Source organism: Allobosea sp. UC22_33 (assembly GCF_042700715.1).
GTDB lineage: Bacteria > Pseudomonadota > Alphaproteobacteria > Rhizobiales > Beijerinckiaceae > Allobosea.
In genome coordinates, this window is the sequence record NZ_CP170556.1 from 3,940,360 (window position 1) to 3,955,174 (window position 14,815).

General features: G+C 67.3%; 13 protein-coding genes and 1 pseudogene. All 14 read left to right on the top strand.

The window, feature by feature from the left end; genetic code table 11:
- Window positions 1-75 precede the first annotated feature (75 nt).
- The 14 genes and pseudogenes from ACFJGT_RS19205 (at window position 76) to ACFJGT_RS19270 (ending at window position 14,794) form a co-directional block, all read left to right on the top strand.
- Window positions 76-1,140, top strand: a complete 1,065-nt coding sequence (locus ACFJGT_RS19205; protein ID WP_377841108.1) for a polysaccharide lyase — start codon at window positions 76-78, stop codon at window positions 1,138-1,140.
- Window positions 1,141-1,167: 27 nt separating this feature from the next.
- Window positions 1,168-3,045, top strand: coding sequence for an ABC transporter ATP-binding protein (locus tag ACFJGT_RS19210; protein WP_377841110.1), 1,878 nt, complete (start codon window positions 1,168-1,170; stop codon window positions 3,043-3,045).
- Window positions 3,042-5,003 (top strand): ABC transporter substrate-binding protein, encoded by a 1,962-nt coding sequence (locus ACFJGT_RS19215; protein WP_377841113.1) that lies wholly within the window; start codon window positions 3,042-3,044, stop codon window positions 5,001-5,003. The genes ACFJGT_RS19210 and ACFJGT_RS19215 overlap by 4 nt, the downstream gene beginning before the upstream one ends.
- 6 nt (window positions 5,004-5,009) lie before the next feature.
- Window positions 5,010-6,009: pseudogene (locus ACFJGT_RS19220) on the top strand (ABC transporter permease).
- A gap of 5 nt (window positions 6,010-6,014) precedes the next feature.
- The gene (locus tag ACFJGT_RS19225) at window positions 6,015-7,193 is read left to right on the top strand and encodes an ABC transporter permease (RefSeq protein WP_377849019.1); all 1,179 of its coding nucleotides are present in this window, start codon (window positions 6,015-6,017) and stop codon (window positions 7,191-7,193) included.
- Between the two features lie 26 nt (window positions 7,194-7,219).
- A complete protein-coding gene (locus ACFJGT_RS19230; RefSeq protein ID WP_377841116.1) occupies window positions 7,220-8,359 on the top strand; it encodes a glycosyltransferase family 4 protein in 1,140 nt (379 codons plus the stop codon).
- A complete protein-coding gene (locus ACFJGT_RS19235) occupies window positions 8,356-9,147 on the top strand; it encodes a polysaccharide deacetylase family protein (RefSeq protein ID WP_377841118.1) in 792 nt (263 codons plus the stop codon). Before ACFJGT_RS19230 ends, ACFJGT_RS19235 begins: the two co-directional genes overlap by 4 nt.
- A 152-nt stretch (window positions 9,148-9,299) precedes the next feature.
- On the top strand, window positions 9,300-10,580 hold the full coding sequence (locus ACFJGT_RS19240; protein ID WP_377841121.1) for a glycosyltransferase family protein: 1,281 nt from the start codon (window positions 9,300-9,302) through the stop codon (window positions 10,578-10,580).
- Window positions 10,581-10,652: 72 nt separating this feature from the next.
- Window positions 10,653-10,841, top strand: coding sequence for a twin transmembrane helix small protein (locus ACFJGT_RS19245; protein ID WP_377841123.1), 189 nt, complete (start codon window positions 10,653-10,655; stop codon window positions 10,839-10,841).
- A gap of 153 nt (window positions 10,842-10,994) precedes the next feature.
- A complete protein-coding gene (locus tag ACFJGT_RS19250) occupies window positions 10,995-11,708 on the top strand; it encodes a hypothetical protein (protein ID WP_377841125.1) in 714 nt (237 codons plus the stop codon).
- Window positions 11,651-12,232 (top strand): cob(I)yrinic acid a,c-diamide adenosyltransferase, encoded by a 582-nt coding sequence (locus ACFJGT_RS19255; RefSeq protein WP_377841128.1) that lies wholly within the window; start codon window positions 11,651-11,653, stop codon window positions 12,230-12,232. Before ACFJGT_RS19250 ends, ACFJGT_RS19255 begins: the two co-directional genes overlap by 58 nt.
- Window positions 12,233-12,240: 8 nt before the next feature.
- Window positions 12,241-12,939: a rhomboid family intramembrane serine protease gene (locus ACFJGT_RS19260; protein ID WP_377841131.1), complete on the top strand. Its 699-nt coding sequence runs from the start codon at window positions 12,241-12,243 to the stop codon at window positions 12,937-12,939.
- Window positions 12,940-13,103: 164 nt separating this feature from the next.
- Window positions 13,104-13,850, top strand: a complete 747-nt coding sequence (locus ACFJGT_RS19265) for an electron transfer flavoprotein subunit beta/FixA family protein (protein ID WP_377841134.1) — start codon at window positions 13,104-13,106, stop codon at window positions 13,848-13,850.
- Window positions 13,850-14,794, top strand: coding sequence for an electron transfer flavoprotein subunit alpha/FixB family protein (locus ACFJGT_RS19270; protein ID WP_377841137.1), 945 nt, complete (start codon window positions 13,850-13,852; stop codon window positions 14,792-14,794). The genes ACFJGT_RS19265 and ACFJGT_RS19270 overlap by 1 nt, the downstream gene beginning before the upstream one ends.
- The last annotated feature ends 21 nt before the right edge of the window (window positions 14,795-14,815 follow it).

Here is a 14,815-nt window from a genome sequence, read left to right on the forward strand (position 1 = left end):
CCGAGTGCAATGCGCGCCACGCTGCGGCCGTCCCGGCATGGCAGCGTGGAGGCGGCGTCGATCATCGGGGGAAGCATGAACAGGATCGCCGCATCGGGAATGCTGTGCTGCGCGGCCATGATCGGCCTCGCCGGAGCGTCCGCGATCCCGGTACGCGCGCAAGCCGGCGCCGATCCGACGCAGCGCATCCTGCGCGACGGCTTCGAACAGGGCGGTTTCACCCCGGAAGGCGGGCTATTCTACAAGGATAACCCCGAGCAGCGCTCCGGCCGCGTGATTTTCGATCGTACCGCGCCCTATAGCGGCGCCGGCGCCGTGACCGTGATCGCGACGCCGTCCTGCCTTCCGGATGCGGTGGGATGCAGCGAGCGGGCCGAGATCTGGGAGCGCCCCGAGGTGCTCGTCCCCTTCCACAGCACGGTCTGGTACGGCTTTGCCCTGCGCCTCAACGATCCCCTCGCCCAGGACGATCGCAGATATGTGATCGCGCAATGGAAGCGCGAGATCCTGCCCGAGGCCGTCGGCGACTACTCGCCCTTCCTGGCTTTGCGGCTCTACCGGGGCCGCCTCGGCATCACCGTCGAGACCGACCTGATTCCCTCCTACCCGATCGGCAGCGCCGAGCGCCCCGAGGGCTGCCTGCCCGGCGAGGCGCTCGTCATCAGCCGCACCGAAGCGCAGCAGACCCGCGCCCTCGTCGCCATGGAAAGCGGCACGACCCCGGCGAACTACCCAAGCTATTTCAATGCCTGCGCCCCGGGAATCCGGGTCAAACACCACGCCGACCTGCCCTCGGCGCAGCAGGGCTGGATCGATTTCGTCGTCCGCTCCCAGCCCGGCCCCGATGGCGACGGCCATGTCGAGATCATCGCCGACGGCGTTCCTATCGTCACCGTCACGGGCCATATCGGCCATGGCGGTCCCGGGCTCGACGACAACCAGTATTTCAAGATGGGTCCCTACCGCGCCCCGGCCCCCTTGCCCTGGAGCATCAGCTTCGACGATTTCCGGCGCGGGCCCCGTTGCAGCGATGTCATCCGCATCGGGCAATGCCCGCAAGAACCGGCGCAGGCGTCGAAAGCGATTGGCAAGCCGCCGCTTTCGACGTCTAGTGACGTGAGGAAAGCTGCGGAACCTTAAGGCTCCCGGGAACGTATCGACGTAAGCATGGACATCCTGCGCATCAGCGACCTGCGTATCGGCTTCACGATCCACGGCCTCGCCCGTGACGTCGTGAAGGGCGTCAGCCTGCGCGTCCCCGCCGGCAAGACCGTCGCGCTGGTCGGCGAATCCGGCTCCGGCAAGTCGGTGATCTCGCAGGCGATCATGGGGCTCCTGCCGCGTGCCGGCGGCGTTACCGGCGGCGAGATCCTGTTCCGCGATCCGCTCGCCCCCGAGGCCGTCGTCGACATCGCCACGCTGCCGGCCGAGGGCGAAGGCATCCGGGCGCTGCGCGGCGGGCGCATCGGCATGATCTTCCAGGAGCCGATGTCCTCGCTCTCGCCGGTCCACACCATCGGCAACCAGATCGAGGAGGCGCTGCTCCTGCATCGGCCGATGCCGAAGGCCGAGGCCCGCGAACTGATCGAGGCGATGCTGAAGCGCGTCGGCTTCAAGGACCCCGAGCGCGCCTTCGGGCTCTATTCCTTCGAGCTCTCCGGCGGCCTGCGCCAGCGCGCCATGCTCGCGATGGCGCTGATCTGCCAGCCGGCCCTGCTGATCGCCGACGAGCCGACCACCGCGCTCGACGTCACCATCCAGGCCCAGGTGCTCGACCTGATGCGCGATCTCCAGGCCGAGATGGGCATGGCGATCCTGCTGATCACCCATGATCTCGGCGTCGTCGCCAACATGGCCGACGAGGTCGTCGTGATCTTCCATGGCGAGATCATGGAGCGCGGCCCGGTCGAGGACATCTTCCGCCGGCCGCGCCATCCCTATCTCAAGGCCCTGCTCGACGCCTCCCCGCATTTCGACATGCAGGAGGGCGAACGGCTGGTCGCGCTCCGCGAGGCGCGCGCGCGCCCGGCCGTGGCAGCGCCCCCGCCGAAACCCTCGGCGGAAGCAGCCCCGCTGCTCAGCGTCCGCGGCCTGCACAAGACCTATGTCACGGGATCGCGCAGCTTCTTCGGCAAAGGCAGCCAAAGCAGCGTGAAGGCCGTCGACGATGTCAGCTTCGACATCCGGCGCGGCGAATGCCTCGGCCTCGTCGGCGAGAGCGGCTGCGGCAAGACCACCGTCAGCAAGATCGTGATGCGCGCCGTCACACCCGATTCCGGCGAGATCGTCTTCGACGACGGACGCGAACGGGTCGATGTGCTCAAGCTGCGCGGCGACGACCTCCGCCAATTCCGTCCGCGCGTCCAGATGATCTTCCAGGACCCGGTCTCGTCGCTGTCGCCACGCATGACCGTGATGAACATCCTGCGCGAGCCGCTGGTGGTTCACGGCCGCGGTGATGCCGCCGAGCAGGACGAGCGGGTGCGCAATCTGATGCAGGATGTCGGGCTCGATACCCGCTTCCTCAACCGCTACCCGCACTCCTTCTCGGGCGGCCAGCGCCAGCGCATCGGCATCGCCCGCGCCCTCGCGCTCGACCCCGAGCTGATCATCTGCGATGAGCCGGTCTCGGCGCTCGACGTCTCCGTGCAGGCGCAGATCCTCAACCTGCTCAAGGACCTGCAGGCCGAGCGCGGCCTGACCTTCCTGTTCATCTCGCATAATCTCGCCGTGGTGAACTACATGGCTGATCGTATCGCGGTGATGGCCAATGGCCGGATCGTCGAATTGGCGCCGCGCCACGCCCTCTTCACCCGCCCGGCCCATCCCTATACGCGGGCGCTGCTGCGCTCCGTGCCCTTCGCCGATCTCGACCGCAAGCTCGACTTCAAGCTGGCCGCCCCCGGCGGCGCCTCCGACGACAGCCATTGGGACAAGGCCTTCAAGGCTGGGCCGGACGAGGGCGCGTTGACGCATCTGCCGCTCGGCGACGGTCATTACGTACTCGCGCGTCGCAATGCCGATATCCGGGAGTTGGTGCCGTGACGCAGCGCCGCCCCGACCCGACCCGCCGGACCGCGCTGCTGCTCGGCTCCGCCGCACTCGCCGGAGCGAGCCTGCCGCGCGTCGCGCAAGCCGCGCCTGCGCCCTTCTCGGGCACCGCGATCGACAGCCCGTTCTTCAAGGATCGGATTGCGTCCGGCGCCCTGCCACCGGTCGCGGCGCGCCTGCCGGCCAACCCGCGCGTCATCGATCTGGAAGCGCTCGGCCGCCAGCTCGGCCGCCATGGCGGCAATATCCGCATGCTGATGGGCGACCAGCGCGACATCCGCATGATGACGCTCTACGGCTACACCCGCCTGATGGTCTATGACGACAATCTGGAGCTGGTGCCCGATATCCTCGAGAGCTGCGACGTCGAGGAAGGCCGCATCTTCACACTCAAGCTGCGTCAGGACCATCGCTGGTCGGACGGCTCGCCCTTCACCTCCGAAGATTTCCGCTACTGGTGGGAAGACATCGCCAACAACAAGCGACTTTCGCCGGGCGGGCCACCCCAGGCGCTGTTCGCAGGCGGCGAGCCGCCCATCTTCGAGATCCTGAGCGAGCGGGAGATCCGCTATAGCTGGAGGGTCCCGAACCCGGTCTTCCTGCCGGCGTTGGCGGGCGCGCAGCCGACCTATCTCTTCATGCCGTCCCGCTATCTCAAGCAGTTCCACGAGAAGCACGCCCCCAAGCACGAGCTCGCCCAGCGCGTGAAGGAGCACCGCGTGCGCGACTGGGGGGCGCTGCATGAGCGTTTGTCGCGCATGTACCGGCCGGAGAACCCGAAGCTGCCGACGCTGGAGCCCTGGCGCAACACGACGCCGCTCCCGGCCGAGCAGTTCGTCTTCGAGCGCAACCCCTATTTCCACCGCATCGACAGGAACGGCCGGCAGCTCCCTTATGCCGACCAGGTGACGCTGACGATCGGCACCAGCACCCTCGTTCCCGCGAAAACGGCGGCCGGCGAAACCGATCTCCAGGCCCGCTATCTCCGCTTCGACAACTACACCTTCCTGAAGGAAGCCTCGAAGCGGATGAATTTCGACGTCAAGCTGTGGAAGCGGGCCGAAGGTGCCTATTTCGCCCTGCTCCCCAACCTGAACGCGATCGACCCGGTCTGGCGCGACCTCAACCGCGACATCCGCTACCGCCAGGCGATCTCGGTCGCGATCAGCCGCAAGGACGTCAACAAGGTCATCTTCTTCGGGCTGGCCCGCGAAAGCGGCAACACCGCCCTGCCCGAAAGCCCGCTCTACGATGCAAGGCTGGCGGAGCTCTGGACCCAGCACGACCCGGCGCTGGCGAACCGGCTTCTCGACGAGATCGGCCTGACCAAGCGCGACGACGATGGCATCCGCCTGTTTCCGGACGGGCGCCGGCTGGAATTCACCATCGAGACCGCCGGCGAGAACACCGAGGAGACCGACATCCTCGACCTGCTGAAGCAGGACTTCTTCGATGTCGGCATGAAGATCTACCCGCGCTCGACCCAGCGCGACGTCTTCCGCCGCCGCATCCTCGCCGGCCAGACCGTGATGTCGGCCTGGGCCGGCATGGACAATGCGCTCGTCACCTCGGACATGGAGCCGGACGCGCTGGCGCCGACCTCCTCCGCCCAGTTCCAGTGGCCGCGCTGGGGCCAGTTCATCGAGAGCAGCGGCCGCGAGGGCGAGCGGCCGGCGCTGGCCGAGGTCAACGAGCTCGTGCGGCTCTACGAGGAATGGCGCGTCAGCTCGACCCGCGACCAGCGCCGCGCCATCTGGCACAAGATGCTGGCGATCAATGCCGAGCAGCTCTTCACCATCGGCGTGATCAACAGCACCCTGCAGCCGATCGTCGTCTCGAACGAACTGCGCAACGTGCCCGAGAAGGGCCTCTACAGCTTTGAGCCCGGCGCCTTCATCGGCCGCTACATGCCCGACACCTTCTGGTTCGACCGGCCGGAAACGAAAGCCTGACGCGTGCTGATCCGCTACATCCTCAAGCGCATCCTGATCATGATCCCGACGCTGATCGTCACCAGCGCGCTGATCTTCACCGTGATCAACCTGCCCGAGGGCGATTATTTCGAGACGCTCGCCGCCGAGATGCAGGCCCAGGGCGAGAAGGCGGATATGAGCCGCATCGAGTTCCTGAAGAAGGAATACGGCTTCGACAGGCCGCCGGTGGAGCGTTACGTCCGCTGGGTCGCAGGCCTTATCCAGGGCGACATGGGCTATTCCTTCGAATACCAGCGCCCCGTCAGGGAGATCGTCGGCGACCGCCTGATCCTGACCATGATGGTCTCCTTCGCGACCATCATCTTCACCTGGGTCGTCGCCTTCCCGATCGGCATCTACTCGGCCACGCATCAATATAGCTGGGGCGATTACGGCCTCACCTTCCTCGGCCTCGTCGGGCTTGCCGTGCCGCATTTCCTGCTGGCGCTGGTCTTCATGTATTTCGCCAATATCTGGTTCGGCACCTCGATCGGCGGCCTCGTCGATCCAGCCTATCTCAACCAGCCGATGAGCTGGGCCAAGCTCAAATCGGTGCTCGAGCACCTCTGGATTCCCGTCATCATCATCGGCGCCGGCGGCACCGCCGGCATGATCCGGGCGCTGCGCGCGAACCTGCTCGACGAGTTGCAGAAGCAGTATTACGTCACCGCCCGCGCCAAGGGGCTACCGCCTGGCAAGGCGCTGCGGAAATATCCGCTGCGGATGTCGCTCAACTTCTTCATCTCGGATATCGGCGACATCCTGCCTTCGATCGTCTCGGGCGCCGAGGTCGTCGCCATCGTGCTCTCGCTGCAGACCACCGGCCCCCCTCCTGATCCGTGCCCTGCAGAGCCAGGACATGTATCTCGCCGGCTCCTTCCTGATGTTCCTCTCCTTCCTGACCGTGATCGGCGTGCTGATCTCGGACATCGCGCTCGCCATCCTGGATCCGCGCATCCGCCTCCAGGGAGCCGCGACCAAGTGAAGGCGATGCCGCTCAACCATCTGCCGCCGGACGGCGCGCCGCTGCCTCACGAGGTCTCGACGGCGCCGTTCGAGCCCTATGCCACCGAGGCGATGACGCCGGAGCAGGAGCGGGTCTATCTCGCCTCGCAATGGCAATTGATGTGGTGGAAGTTCCGCAAGCACAGGCTCGCGGTCATCTCGGCCTTCGTGATCTTTGCGATCTACGCGATGGCGGCCTTCGCCGAATTCCTCGCGCCCTACCACTACACGACGCGCAACACCGACTTCATCCGGGCGCCCGCGCAGAGCGTCCATCTCTTCCACGAGGGCCAATTCATCGGCCCCTTCGTCTACCCCTACACGATGCGCCTTAACATGGAGAACCTGAAGCGCGAGTATGAGGTCGACAGCACGCGCCCGCAGAAGCTGCGCTTCTTCTGCAAGGGCGACGACTACAATTTCTGGGGCCTGATCCCCGGCAAGACGCATCTCGTCTGCGCGCCCGAAGGGGGCACCTTCTTCCTGCTCGGCTCGGACCGGCTCGGCCGCGACATGCTCTCGCGCATCCTCTATGGCGGGCGCATCTCGCTCTCGATCGGCCTGCTCGGCGTCTCCGTCTCCTTCGTGCTCGGCGTCATCATCGGCGGCATCGCCGGCTACTATGGCGGCCGCGTCGACCTCGTCATCCAGCGCATCATCGAGATCGTCCAGTCGCTGCCGCATATCCCGCTCTGGCTGGCGCTGGCCTCGATCCTGCCGCCGACCTGGAGCCCGCTGCTCGTCTATTTCGGCATCACCGTGATCCTCGGCCTGATGGATTGGACCGGGCTTGCCCGCTCGGTGCGCTCGAAGCTGCTCTCGCTGCGCGAGGAGGATTATGTCGTCGCCGCCCAGCTTATGGGGGCCAAGCCGCGCCGCATCATCGCCCTGCATCTCGTGCCCGGCTTCATGAGCCATCTCATCGCCTCGGCCACCATCACCATCCCCAAGACCATTCTGGGCGAGACCGCGCTCTCCTTCCTGGGCCTTGGCCTCAGGCCGCCGATCACCAGCTGGGGCGTGATGCTGAACGAGGCCCAGAACATCAATGTGGTGGCGCTCTATCCCTGGCTGCTCTATCCGGTCGTGCCCGTGATCGTGATCATCCTCGCCTTCAACTTCCTCGGCGACGGCCTGCGCGACGCGGCCGATCCCTATCGCTGACAGCATCACCGTCCCCGAAGACCGCCTTGCGCATCGCTTTCCACACACCGCTCAATCCGATCGGGGACGACGGCGTCTCCGGCGACCGCCGCATGGCGCGCCAGCTCGTGGCGGCGCTCGAAAGCCTCGGCCATGTCGTCGAGCCCGTCGCAGCACCGAAGACCTATTTTCGCGAACCGGATCCCGCCCGCTTCGCCAGTGCCTCGGCCGATGCCGCCCGCCTGCGCGATGTCCTGCTCACCGGCTACCGGGGAGGCAAGCCGCGCCCCGATCTCTGGTTCACCTATCATAACTACTACCGCTCGCCGGACTTCCTCGGCCCCGCGATCGCGGCAGCGCTCGGCATCCCCTATGTCACCGCCGAATCCAGCGATTCGTCCCGGCGCTCGACCGGGGAATGGGCCGCGCATAGCGCCGTCGCGCGGCAGGCGCTCGCTGCCGGCGACGTGCATTTCCACTTCACCAATCGCGACCGGCAGGGGCTCGTGCGCTGGGAGAACGAAGGCACGGCCCTGCTCGCCCTGCCCCCCTTCATCGCGCCCGGCTCCGAGCGCCCGCGGCTGGCCGGCTCATCCGGCGCGCCCCGCCTGATCACCGTCGCCATGATGCGCGAGGGCGCGAAACTGAAGAGCTATCTCACTCTCGCCCGCATTCTCGAGCGCTGCCGGGAAGATGCCTGGACGCTGAGCATCATCGGCAACGGCCCCTGCCATGCCGAAATCACAGCCGCCTTCGCAGGATTGCCCGAAGGCCGGATCAACTGGCACGGCCAGCTCGACCGCGATGCCATCCAGGCCGAGCTCGCCCGGCACGACATCTTCCTCTGGCCAGGCATCGGCGAGGCTTATGGACTGGTCTATCTCGAAGCCCAGGCTGCGGGTTTGCCGGTCGTCGCCTTCGACAGCGGCGGCGTCGCCGAGACGGTGAGGGCCGGCGAAACCGCCCTGCTCGTTCCCGAACATGACGAGGCCGCACTGGCCACCGCTCTGACCAGCCTCCTGCGCGACAAGGCGCTGCGCGAGACCATGGGTGCGGCCGCCCGCCGCTTCATCCTTGCCGAACGCACGCCGGCACGCGCGGCCGAAAGGCTGGCGGAAGGTCTCGCGCTTGCGATCCGAAACCGCAGCGCAAAGCTGAAACCATCGCCCGGAAAAGCCACGCCATGAATGCCCCCCACTGGCAGGCGCTGACCTTTGAACTCGACCGCTGGAGCGCATCCGGCCGGAAGATCGGCCTGTGGCTGCGCGATGACGATGCCGTGGCACCGAGCCCGGCACTCGACCGGCTCTCCGATCTGGCCGAGCGCTTCGCGGCGCCGGTCCTGCTCGCGGTCATCCCGATGCTGGCCGAGCCTGCGCTGGAGGGCGCATTGCGCGGGATGCCGCTGCTGCGCCCCTGCCAGCACGGCACCTCACACCTGAATCGCGCTCCCGCCGGCGGCAAGAAATCCGAATTCGGTCCCGATCGCGAAGCCGCCGCGGTCGATGCCGACATAGCGCGGGGCTGGCAGCGCCTGCGCGACCTCCTCGGCGACGCCGCCCTGCCGATCTTCGTGCCGCCTTGGAACCGCATCGCCCAAGGTCATGCCGCTCGCCTCGGTGCCCTCGGCTTCGCCGGCCTCTCCTGCTTCCGAGACTATCGCCTGGGGCCGGCCGGCGGTCCGCGCCTGCTCAACACCCATGTCGACATCATGGACTGGCATGGCGGCCGCGTCGGACGCCCGGCTGCCGACATCCTCACCGAGCTCGCCGCCCTGCTCGCCGACAGGCGGCGAAGCGAGGCCGGCGACATCGAGCTGGGCCTGCTCCTGCACCATCGCGACCACGACGAGACCGCCTGGTCCGCCCTGTCCGATCTCCTGCAGGCCGCCACCCATCCGGCTGTCCACCTGATCGATCCGGCAAGCTTCGTCCGGCCGCCGGGCAGCGGGCGGCAGGGCGATTCCGCCGCGTGACGACAGCTTCGATCCGGCCAGGTTTTTCTCGTCTGGCGACAGGCCGACGGACTTGGATCGTCCCCGGCGACCGGTTATAACCACTCTATAGTTTTCAACTGCGTTCGTCCTCGCCAAGAGGTCGTCTGGCCTTTCCGGGGGGCGACGTTCCGATGCCTTCAAACGTCGTCGACCTCGCCGGCGCCGATCGTGCGCCGCGCAGCCCCCATGCTCCGCGCGTCCTGATCTATAGCCATGATACCTTCGGACTCGGCCATATCCGCCGCTGCCGCGCGATCGCCAATGCGCTGATCGCGAGCTTTCCGCATATCTCGGTGATCATCGTCTCCGGCTCGTCGGTGATCTCGAGCTTCCAGTTCGGTGACGGCGTCGACTATGTCCGCATCCCCGGCGTCGAGAAGCAGAGCGACGGCAGCTACGAGCCGCACCATCTCAATCTCGACCTTGGCGATACGATCCGGCTGCGGGCCGACATCATCAAGCAGACCGTCCTGTCCTTCGATCCCGACGTGGTCATCGTCGACAAGGAGCCGGTCGGCCTGCGCGGCGAATTGAAGCCCTCGCTCGACATCCTGCGCCGGCGCGGTGCCCGCATCGTGCTCGGCCTGCGCGACGTGCTGGACGAACCCGCAGCCGTGCTGGAGGAATGGAGCCGGAACGGCGCGCTGGAAGCGCTCGACACCGTCTATGACGACATCTTCGTCTACGGCCTGGAGAACGTCTACCAGCCCCTAACCGGTCTGCCGGACCAGCACCGCTTCGCCGACAAGCTCCGCTATCTCGGCTATCTCAAGCGCGCGGTGCCCAGCCCGATGCCGCCGAACCGCTATCCGCGCATCACCAAGCAGCCCTTCATCCTGGTCACGCCGGGCGGCGGCGGCGACGGCGCCGGCGTGATCGACTGGGTGATCTCGGCCTATGAGACCGACCCGACAATCGAACTGCCCGCGCTCATCGTCTTCGGCCCCTTCATGTCGCGGGAGAAGCGCAAGGAATTCGCGGAACGCATCGCCCGCAACCCCAAGCTCGAAGGCCTCGGCTTCGAGCCGCGCCTCGAACTGCTGATGAACCGCGCCCACTGCGTCGTCGCGATGGGCGGCTACAACACCTTCTGCGAGATCCTCTCCTTCGACAAACCGGCCCTGATCGTCCCGCGCGTCCGCCCACGCCTCGAACAGGCGATCCGCGCCGGCCGCGCCGACGAGCTCAAGCTGGTCGACGTCCTCTACGATCCCTCGCAGACCGGCGAGGGCGAGCGCGATCCGCGCGTGATGGCCGCCGCGCTCCATGCCTTGCCGCGGCGCCAGCCCCCGTCGCAGGCCTTCGTGCCCGACCTGCTCGATGGCCTGCCCGCGATCAGCCGCGCGCTCGCCGGCGACCTCTCCATGCCGGTCCGCGGCCGCGCGCTCGCCCAGACGGCTGCGACGAGCTGACCCACGCTCCAACGGGCGCCAGCGCCCTCAGGGCGCTGGCCAAGTCCCTCGCACCGGCCTAAGCGTGTCGCCATGACGTTTTCGAACACCCTCGTATCCGTCGCGGTCGGCGCCGTCGCCGTCGTGCTCCTGCTCGGGCTGATCAACATGCTGCGCGGCGGCAGTGCGAACGCCTCGCAGCGGCTGATGCGATTGCGGGTCATCCTGCAATTCGTCGCCATCGTCCTGATCGTCATCGTGCTGTGGTGGCGGAACGGCTGAGCCTGCGACACTGCACGCAAGCTATTGAAATAGAAGGAACACGCGACATTCGCGACTGTGGACGGAAGCCCGGATTGCCGGGCTTTGCCACATTCCGGACACGAGTATGTGTGCTTCACTAACGCCTCTTCACCCGCTCACCCTCGAAGGCCCATGGTTCGCGTCGCGTTGCCGCTTCTTGCCGTTTGCCTGGCCGCCTCTGCCGCTACCGCGCAGACCCGGTCCCTCTCCGGCAGTGTCTCCAGCTACGCTCCCGCCACCGAACCGCCCGCCCCTGCCTGGGAAGCCCGCGTCGGCGCCGGCCTCGCCAATCCCGGCGGCCGGGAGAGCGGCCTGCCCAATCTGAGCGCCGACCTGCTGTCGCCGCGCCTCATTCCCCTGAGCGATCGCATCGCAGCGGCGTTCATCCCGCGCTTCAACATGGGCGCGAGCGTCAATCTCAACGGCACGCGCTATGCCTATGCCGGCGCGACCTGGACCTTCGACGTGACCCGCGACATCTTCGTCGAGGCGAGCCTCGGCGCCGCCTTGAACGATGGCAAGACCGGGCTGATCGTCCCGGGAGAATCGTCTGGCGCTCAGCTGCAACACCGGCACGCGCGAGGCCGCCGCACTCGGCTTCCGGCTCTCGGACCGCTGGAGCCTCGTCACCACGCTCGAGCATTTCAGCACGGTCGGCTGCTCCGACAAGCCCGGCACCGGCAGCCGCGGCCCCGCCAATATCGGCGCACGGCTCGGCTACACGTTCTGACGCCCGGCCCCATCGTAAACGCGCTTCCGTCCGGCCGAAGCCGCGCTATAAGCGTGGCATGGTCAAGCTCAACCGCATCTACACGCGCACCGGCGACAACGGCACGACCGGGCTGACGAGCGGCCCGCGCCGGCCCAAATTCGACCTGCGCGTCGCCGCCTACGGCACCGTCGACGAGACCAATGCCTGCGTCGGCCTCGCCCGCCTGCATGCGGCCGGCGAAGACGCCCTGGTCGATGCCATGCTCGGCCGGATCAGCAACGATCTCTTCGATCTCGGCGCCGATCTCTCGACGCCCGAGACCGACAAGCCCCTCGCCTTCGAGCCCTTGCGCATCGTCCAGGCCCAGGTCGACCGGATCGAGGCCGAGATCGACCAGTTGAACGCCGATCTCGCTCCCTTGCGCTCCTTCGTGCTGCCCGGCGGCACGCCGGCCGCGACCCATCTCCACCTCGCCCGCACCGTCAGCCGCCGGGCCGAGCGCCTGATGACCGAGCTTGCCGCGACCGAGGGCGAGACGGTCGGCGCGCCAGCCCTCAAATACATCAACCGCCTCTCGGACTTCCTGTTCGTCGCCTCCCGCTTCCTCAATGCCAAGGCAGCCGGCGACGTGCTCTGGGTGCCCGGCCAGAACCGCTGAGCTGAGCCATGTTCGTCCCCCTGCATGACGGCGTGCCGCTGCGCTTCATGCGAACGCCCTACATCACCTATGGGCTGATCGGCGCCTGCATCGCGCTGCAGATCGCCTTGCAGCTCTGGCCTAGCCAGGAAGCGGAGCTGGCGATCATGGCCGGCTTCGGCATGATTCCCTCGGTTCTGTTCGGCACGGCACAATTGCCGGAAGGGCTTGCCCATGTCCCGGCCTGGGCGACCCTGTTCAGCAACATCCTGCTGCACGCCAGTCTCGCGCATCTCGTCGGCAACATGCTGTTCCTCTGGGTGTTCGGCGACAATGTCGAGGACGCGATGGGCCACGGCCGCTTCCTCGCCTTCTTCTTCCTCTGCGGGCTCGGCGGTTCGCTCTTCCATGCCGGCATGTACCCGGATTCGCAGCAGCCGCTGATTGGCGCCTCGGGCGCCATCTCCGGCGTCATCGCCTCCTATCTGATGATCTACCCGCAGGTCCGGATCTGGGGCCTCGCCTTCAACTGGATTCCGATCCACATCCCCGCGCTCTATGCGCTCGGTGGCTGGATCCTGCTGCAGGCCGCCGCCGCCATCTTCGGCGCCGACGGCAATGTCGGCTGGTGGGCGCATCTGGGCGGCCTGGCGACGGGCGCCGCGTTGACCCCGCTCTTCGTGCACCGCAGCATCGCCTTGTTCGGACGCAAGCCCGCCCATGGCTGAAGCCGCGCTGTTTTGCCCCCGAGCCGTGCCTGGACGGGCGTTGACAAGCGCAAACGGGCGTCGTTACGGTCCCAACGCATTCCAGCCGAGGGCCGCGATGCCGCTGTCCTGCTGTCAGGGACAGCGCGGCGCGAAGCTTATCTCTTCTGAACGGTGATCTGACGATGAAGATCTTGGTGCCCGTCAAGCGGGTTGTCGATTACAACGTGAAGATCCGCGTGAAGGCGGACGGTTCAGGCGTCGAGCTCGCCAACGTCAAGATGTCGATGAACCCGTTCGACGAGATCGCGGTGGAAGAGGCGCTGCGTCTGAAGGAAGCCGGCAAGGCGACCGAGGTGGTCGTGGTTTCGATCGGCCCGGCCCAGGCCGCCGAGACGATCCGCACAGGCCTCGCCATGGGCGCCGATCGCGGCATCCTGGTGAAGGTCGACGGCATCATAGAGCCGCTCGCCGTCGCCAAGCTGCTGAAGAAGGTCGTCGAGCAGGAGGCCCCCGGCCTCGTCATCCTCGGCAAGCAGGCGATCGACGACGATTGCAACCAGACCGGCCAGATGCTCGCCGCCCTCCTCGGCTGGGGCCAGGGCACCTTCGCCTCGAAGGTCGTGGTCGGCGACGGCTCGGTCGACGTCACCCGCGAGGTCGATGGCGGCCTGCAGACGGTCTCGCTCAAGCTCCCGGCGATCGTCACCACCGATCTGCGCCTGAACGAGCCGCGCTATGCCTCGCTGCCCAACATCATGAAGGCGAAGAAGAAGCCGCTCGATGAGACCTCGGCCGAGACGCTGGGCGTCGATGTCGCCCCGCGCCTCAAGGTTCTGAAGACGGTCGAGCCCGCCGGCCGTTCCGCCGGCGTCAAGGTGGCCAATGCCGCCGAACTCGTCTCGAAGCTCAAGACCGCCGGGGTGATCTGATGACCACGCTGCTGATCGCCGAACACGACAACGCCTCGATCAAGGACGCCACCGCCAAGGCGCTGACCGCCGCCGCCAAGCTCGGTGGCCCCGTCCACATCCTCGTCGCGGGCCAGGGCTCGAAGGGCGCGGCCGATGCCGCCGCCAAGCTCGCCGGCGTCGAGAAGGTGCTGCTCGCCGATGACGCCGCTTACGGCCATGCGCTGGCCGAGCCGCTGGCGGCGCTGATCGTCAAGCTCGCTGATGGCTACGACGCCATCGTCGCGCCCTCGACCACGACCGGCAAGAACGTGCTGCCGCGCGTCGCAGCCCTGCTCGACGTGATGCAGGTCTCCGATGTCAGCGGCATCGTCTCGCCCGACACCTTCGAGCGCCCGGTCTATGCCGGCAACGCCATCCAGACGGTGCAGTCGACCGACGCCAAGAAGCTCCTGACCATCCGCACCGCCTCCTTCGCGGCGGCGGGCGAAGGCGGCTCGGCCGCCGTCGAGAGCGTCTCGGCCGCCGAGAACCCCGGCAATTCGTCCTTCAAGGGCGAGGAGGTCGCGAAGTCCGACCGTCCGGAGCTGGCCTCGGCCAAGATCATCATCTCGGGCGGCCGCGCACTGGCCTCCTCCGAGAACTTCACCAAAGTGATCGAGCCCGTCGCCGACAGGCTCGGCGCCGCGATGGGTGCCTCGCGCGCTGCGGTCGATGCCGGCTATGCCCCGAACGACTGGCAGGTCGGCCAGACCGGCAAGGTCGTGGCGCCCGAGCTCTATATCGCCGTCGGCATTTCTGGCGCGATCCAGCATCTCGCCGGCATGAAGGACTCGAAGGTCATCGTCGCCATCAACAAGGACGAGGAAGCCCCGATCTTCCAGATCGCCGATTACGGCCTCGTCGGCGACCTCTTCACCATCCTGCCCGAGCTCGACGCAGAACTCGCCAAGGCCGGCAAGTAAGGCCGGCTCCACCGCTTCCGG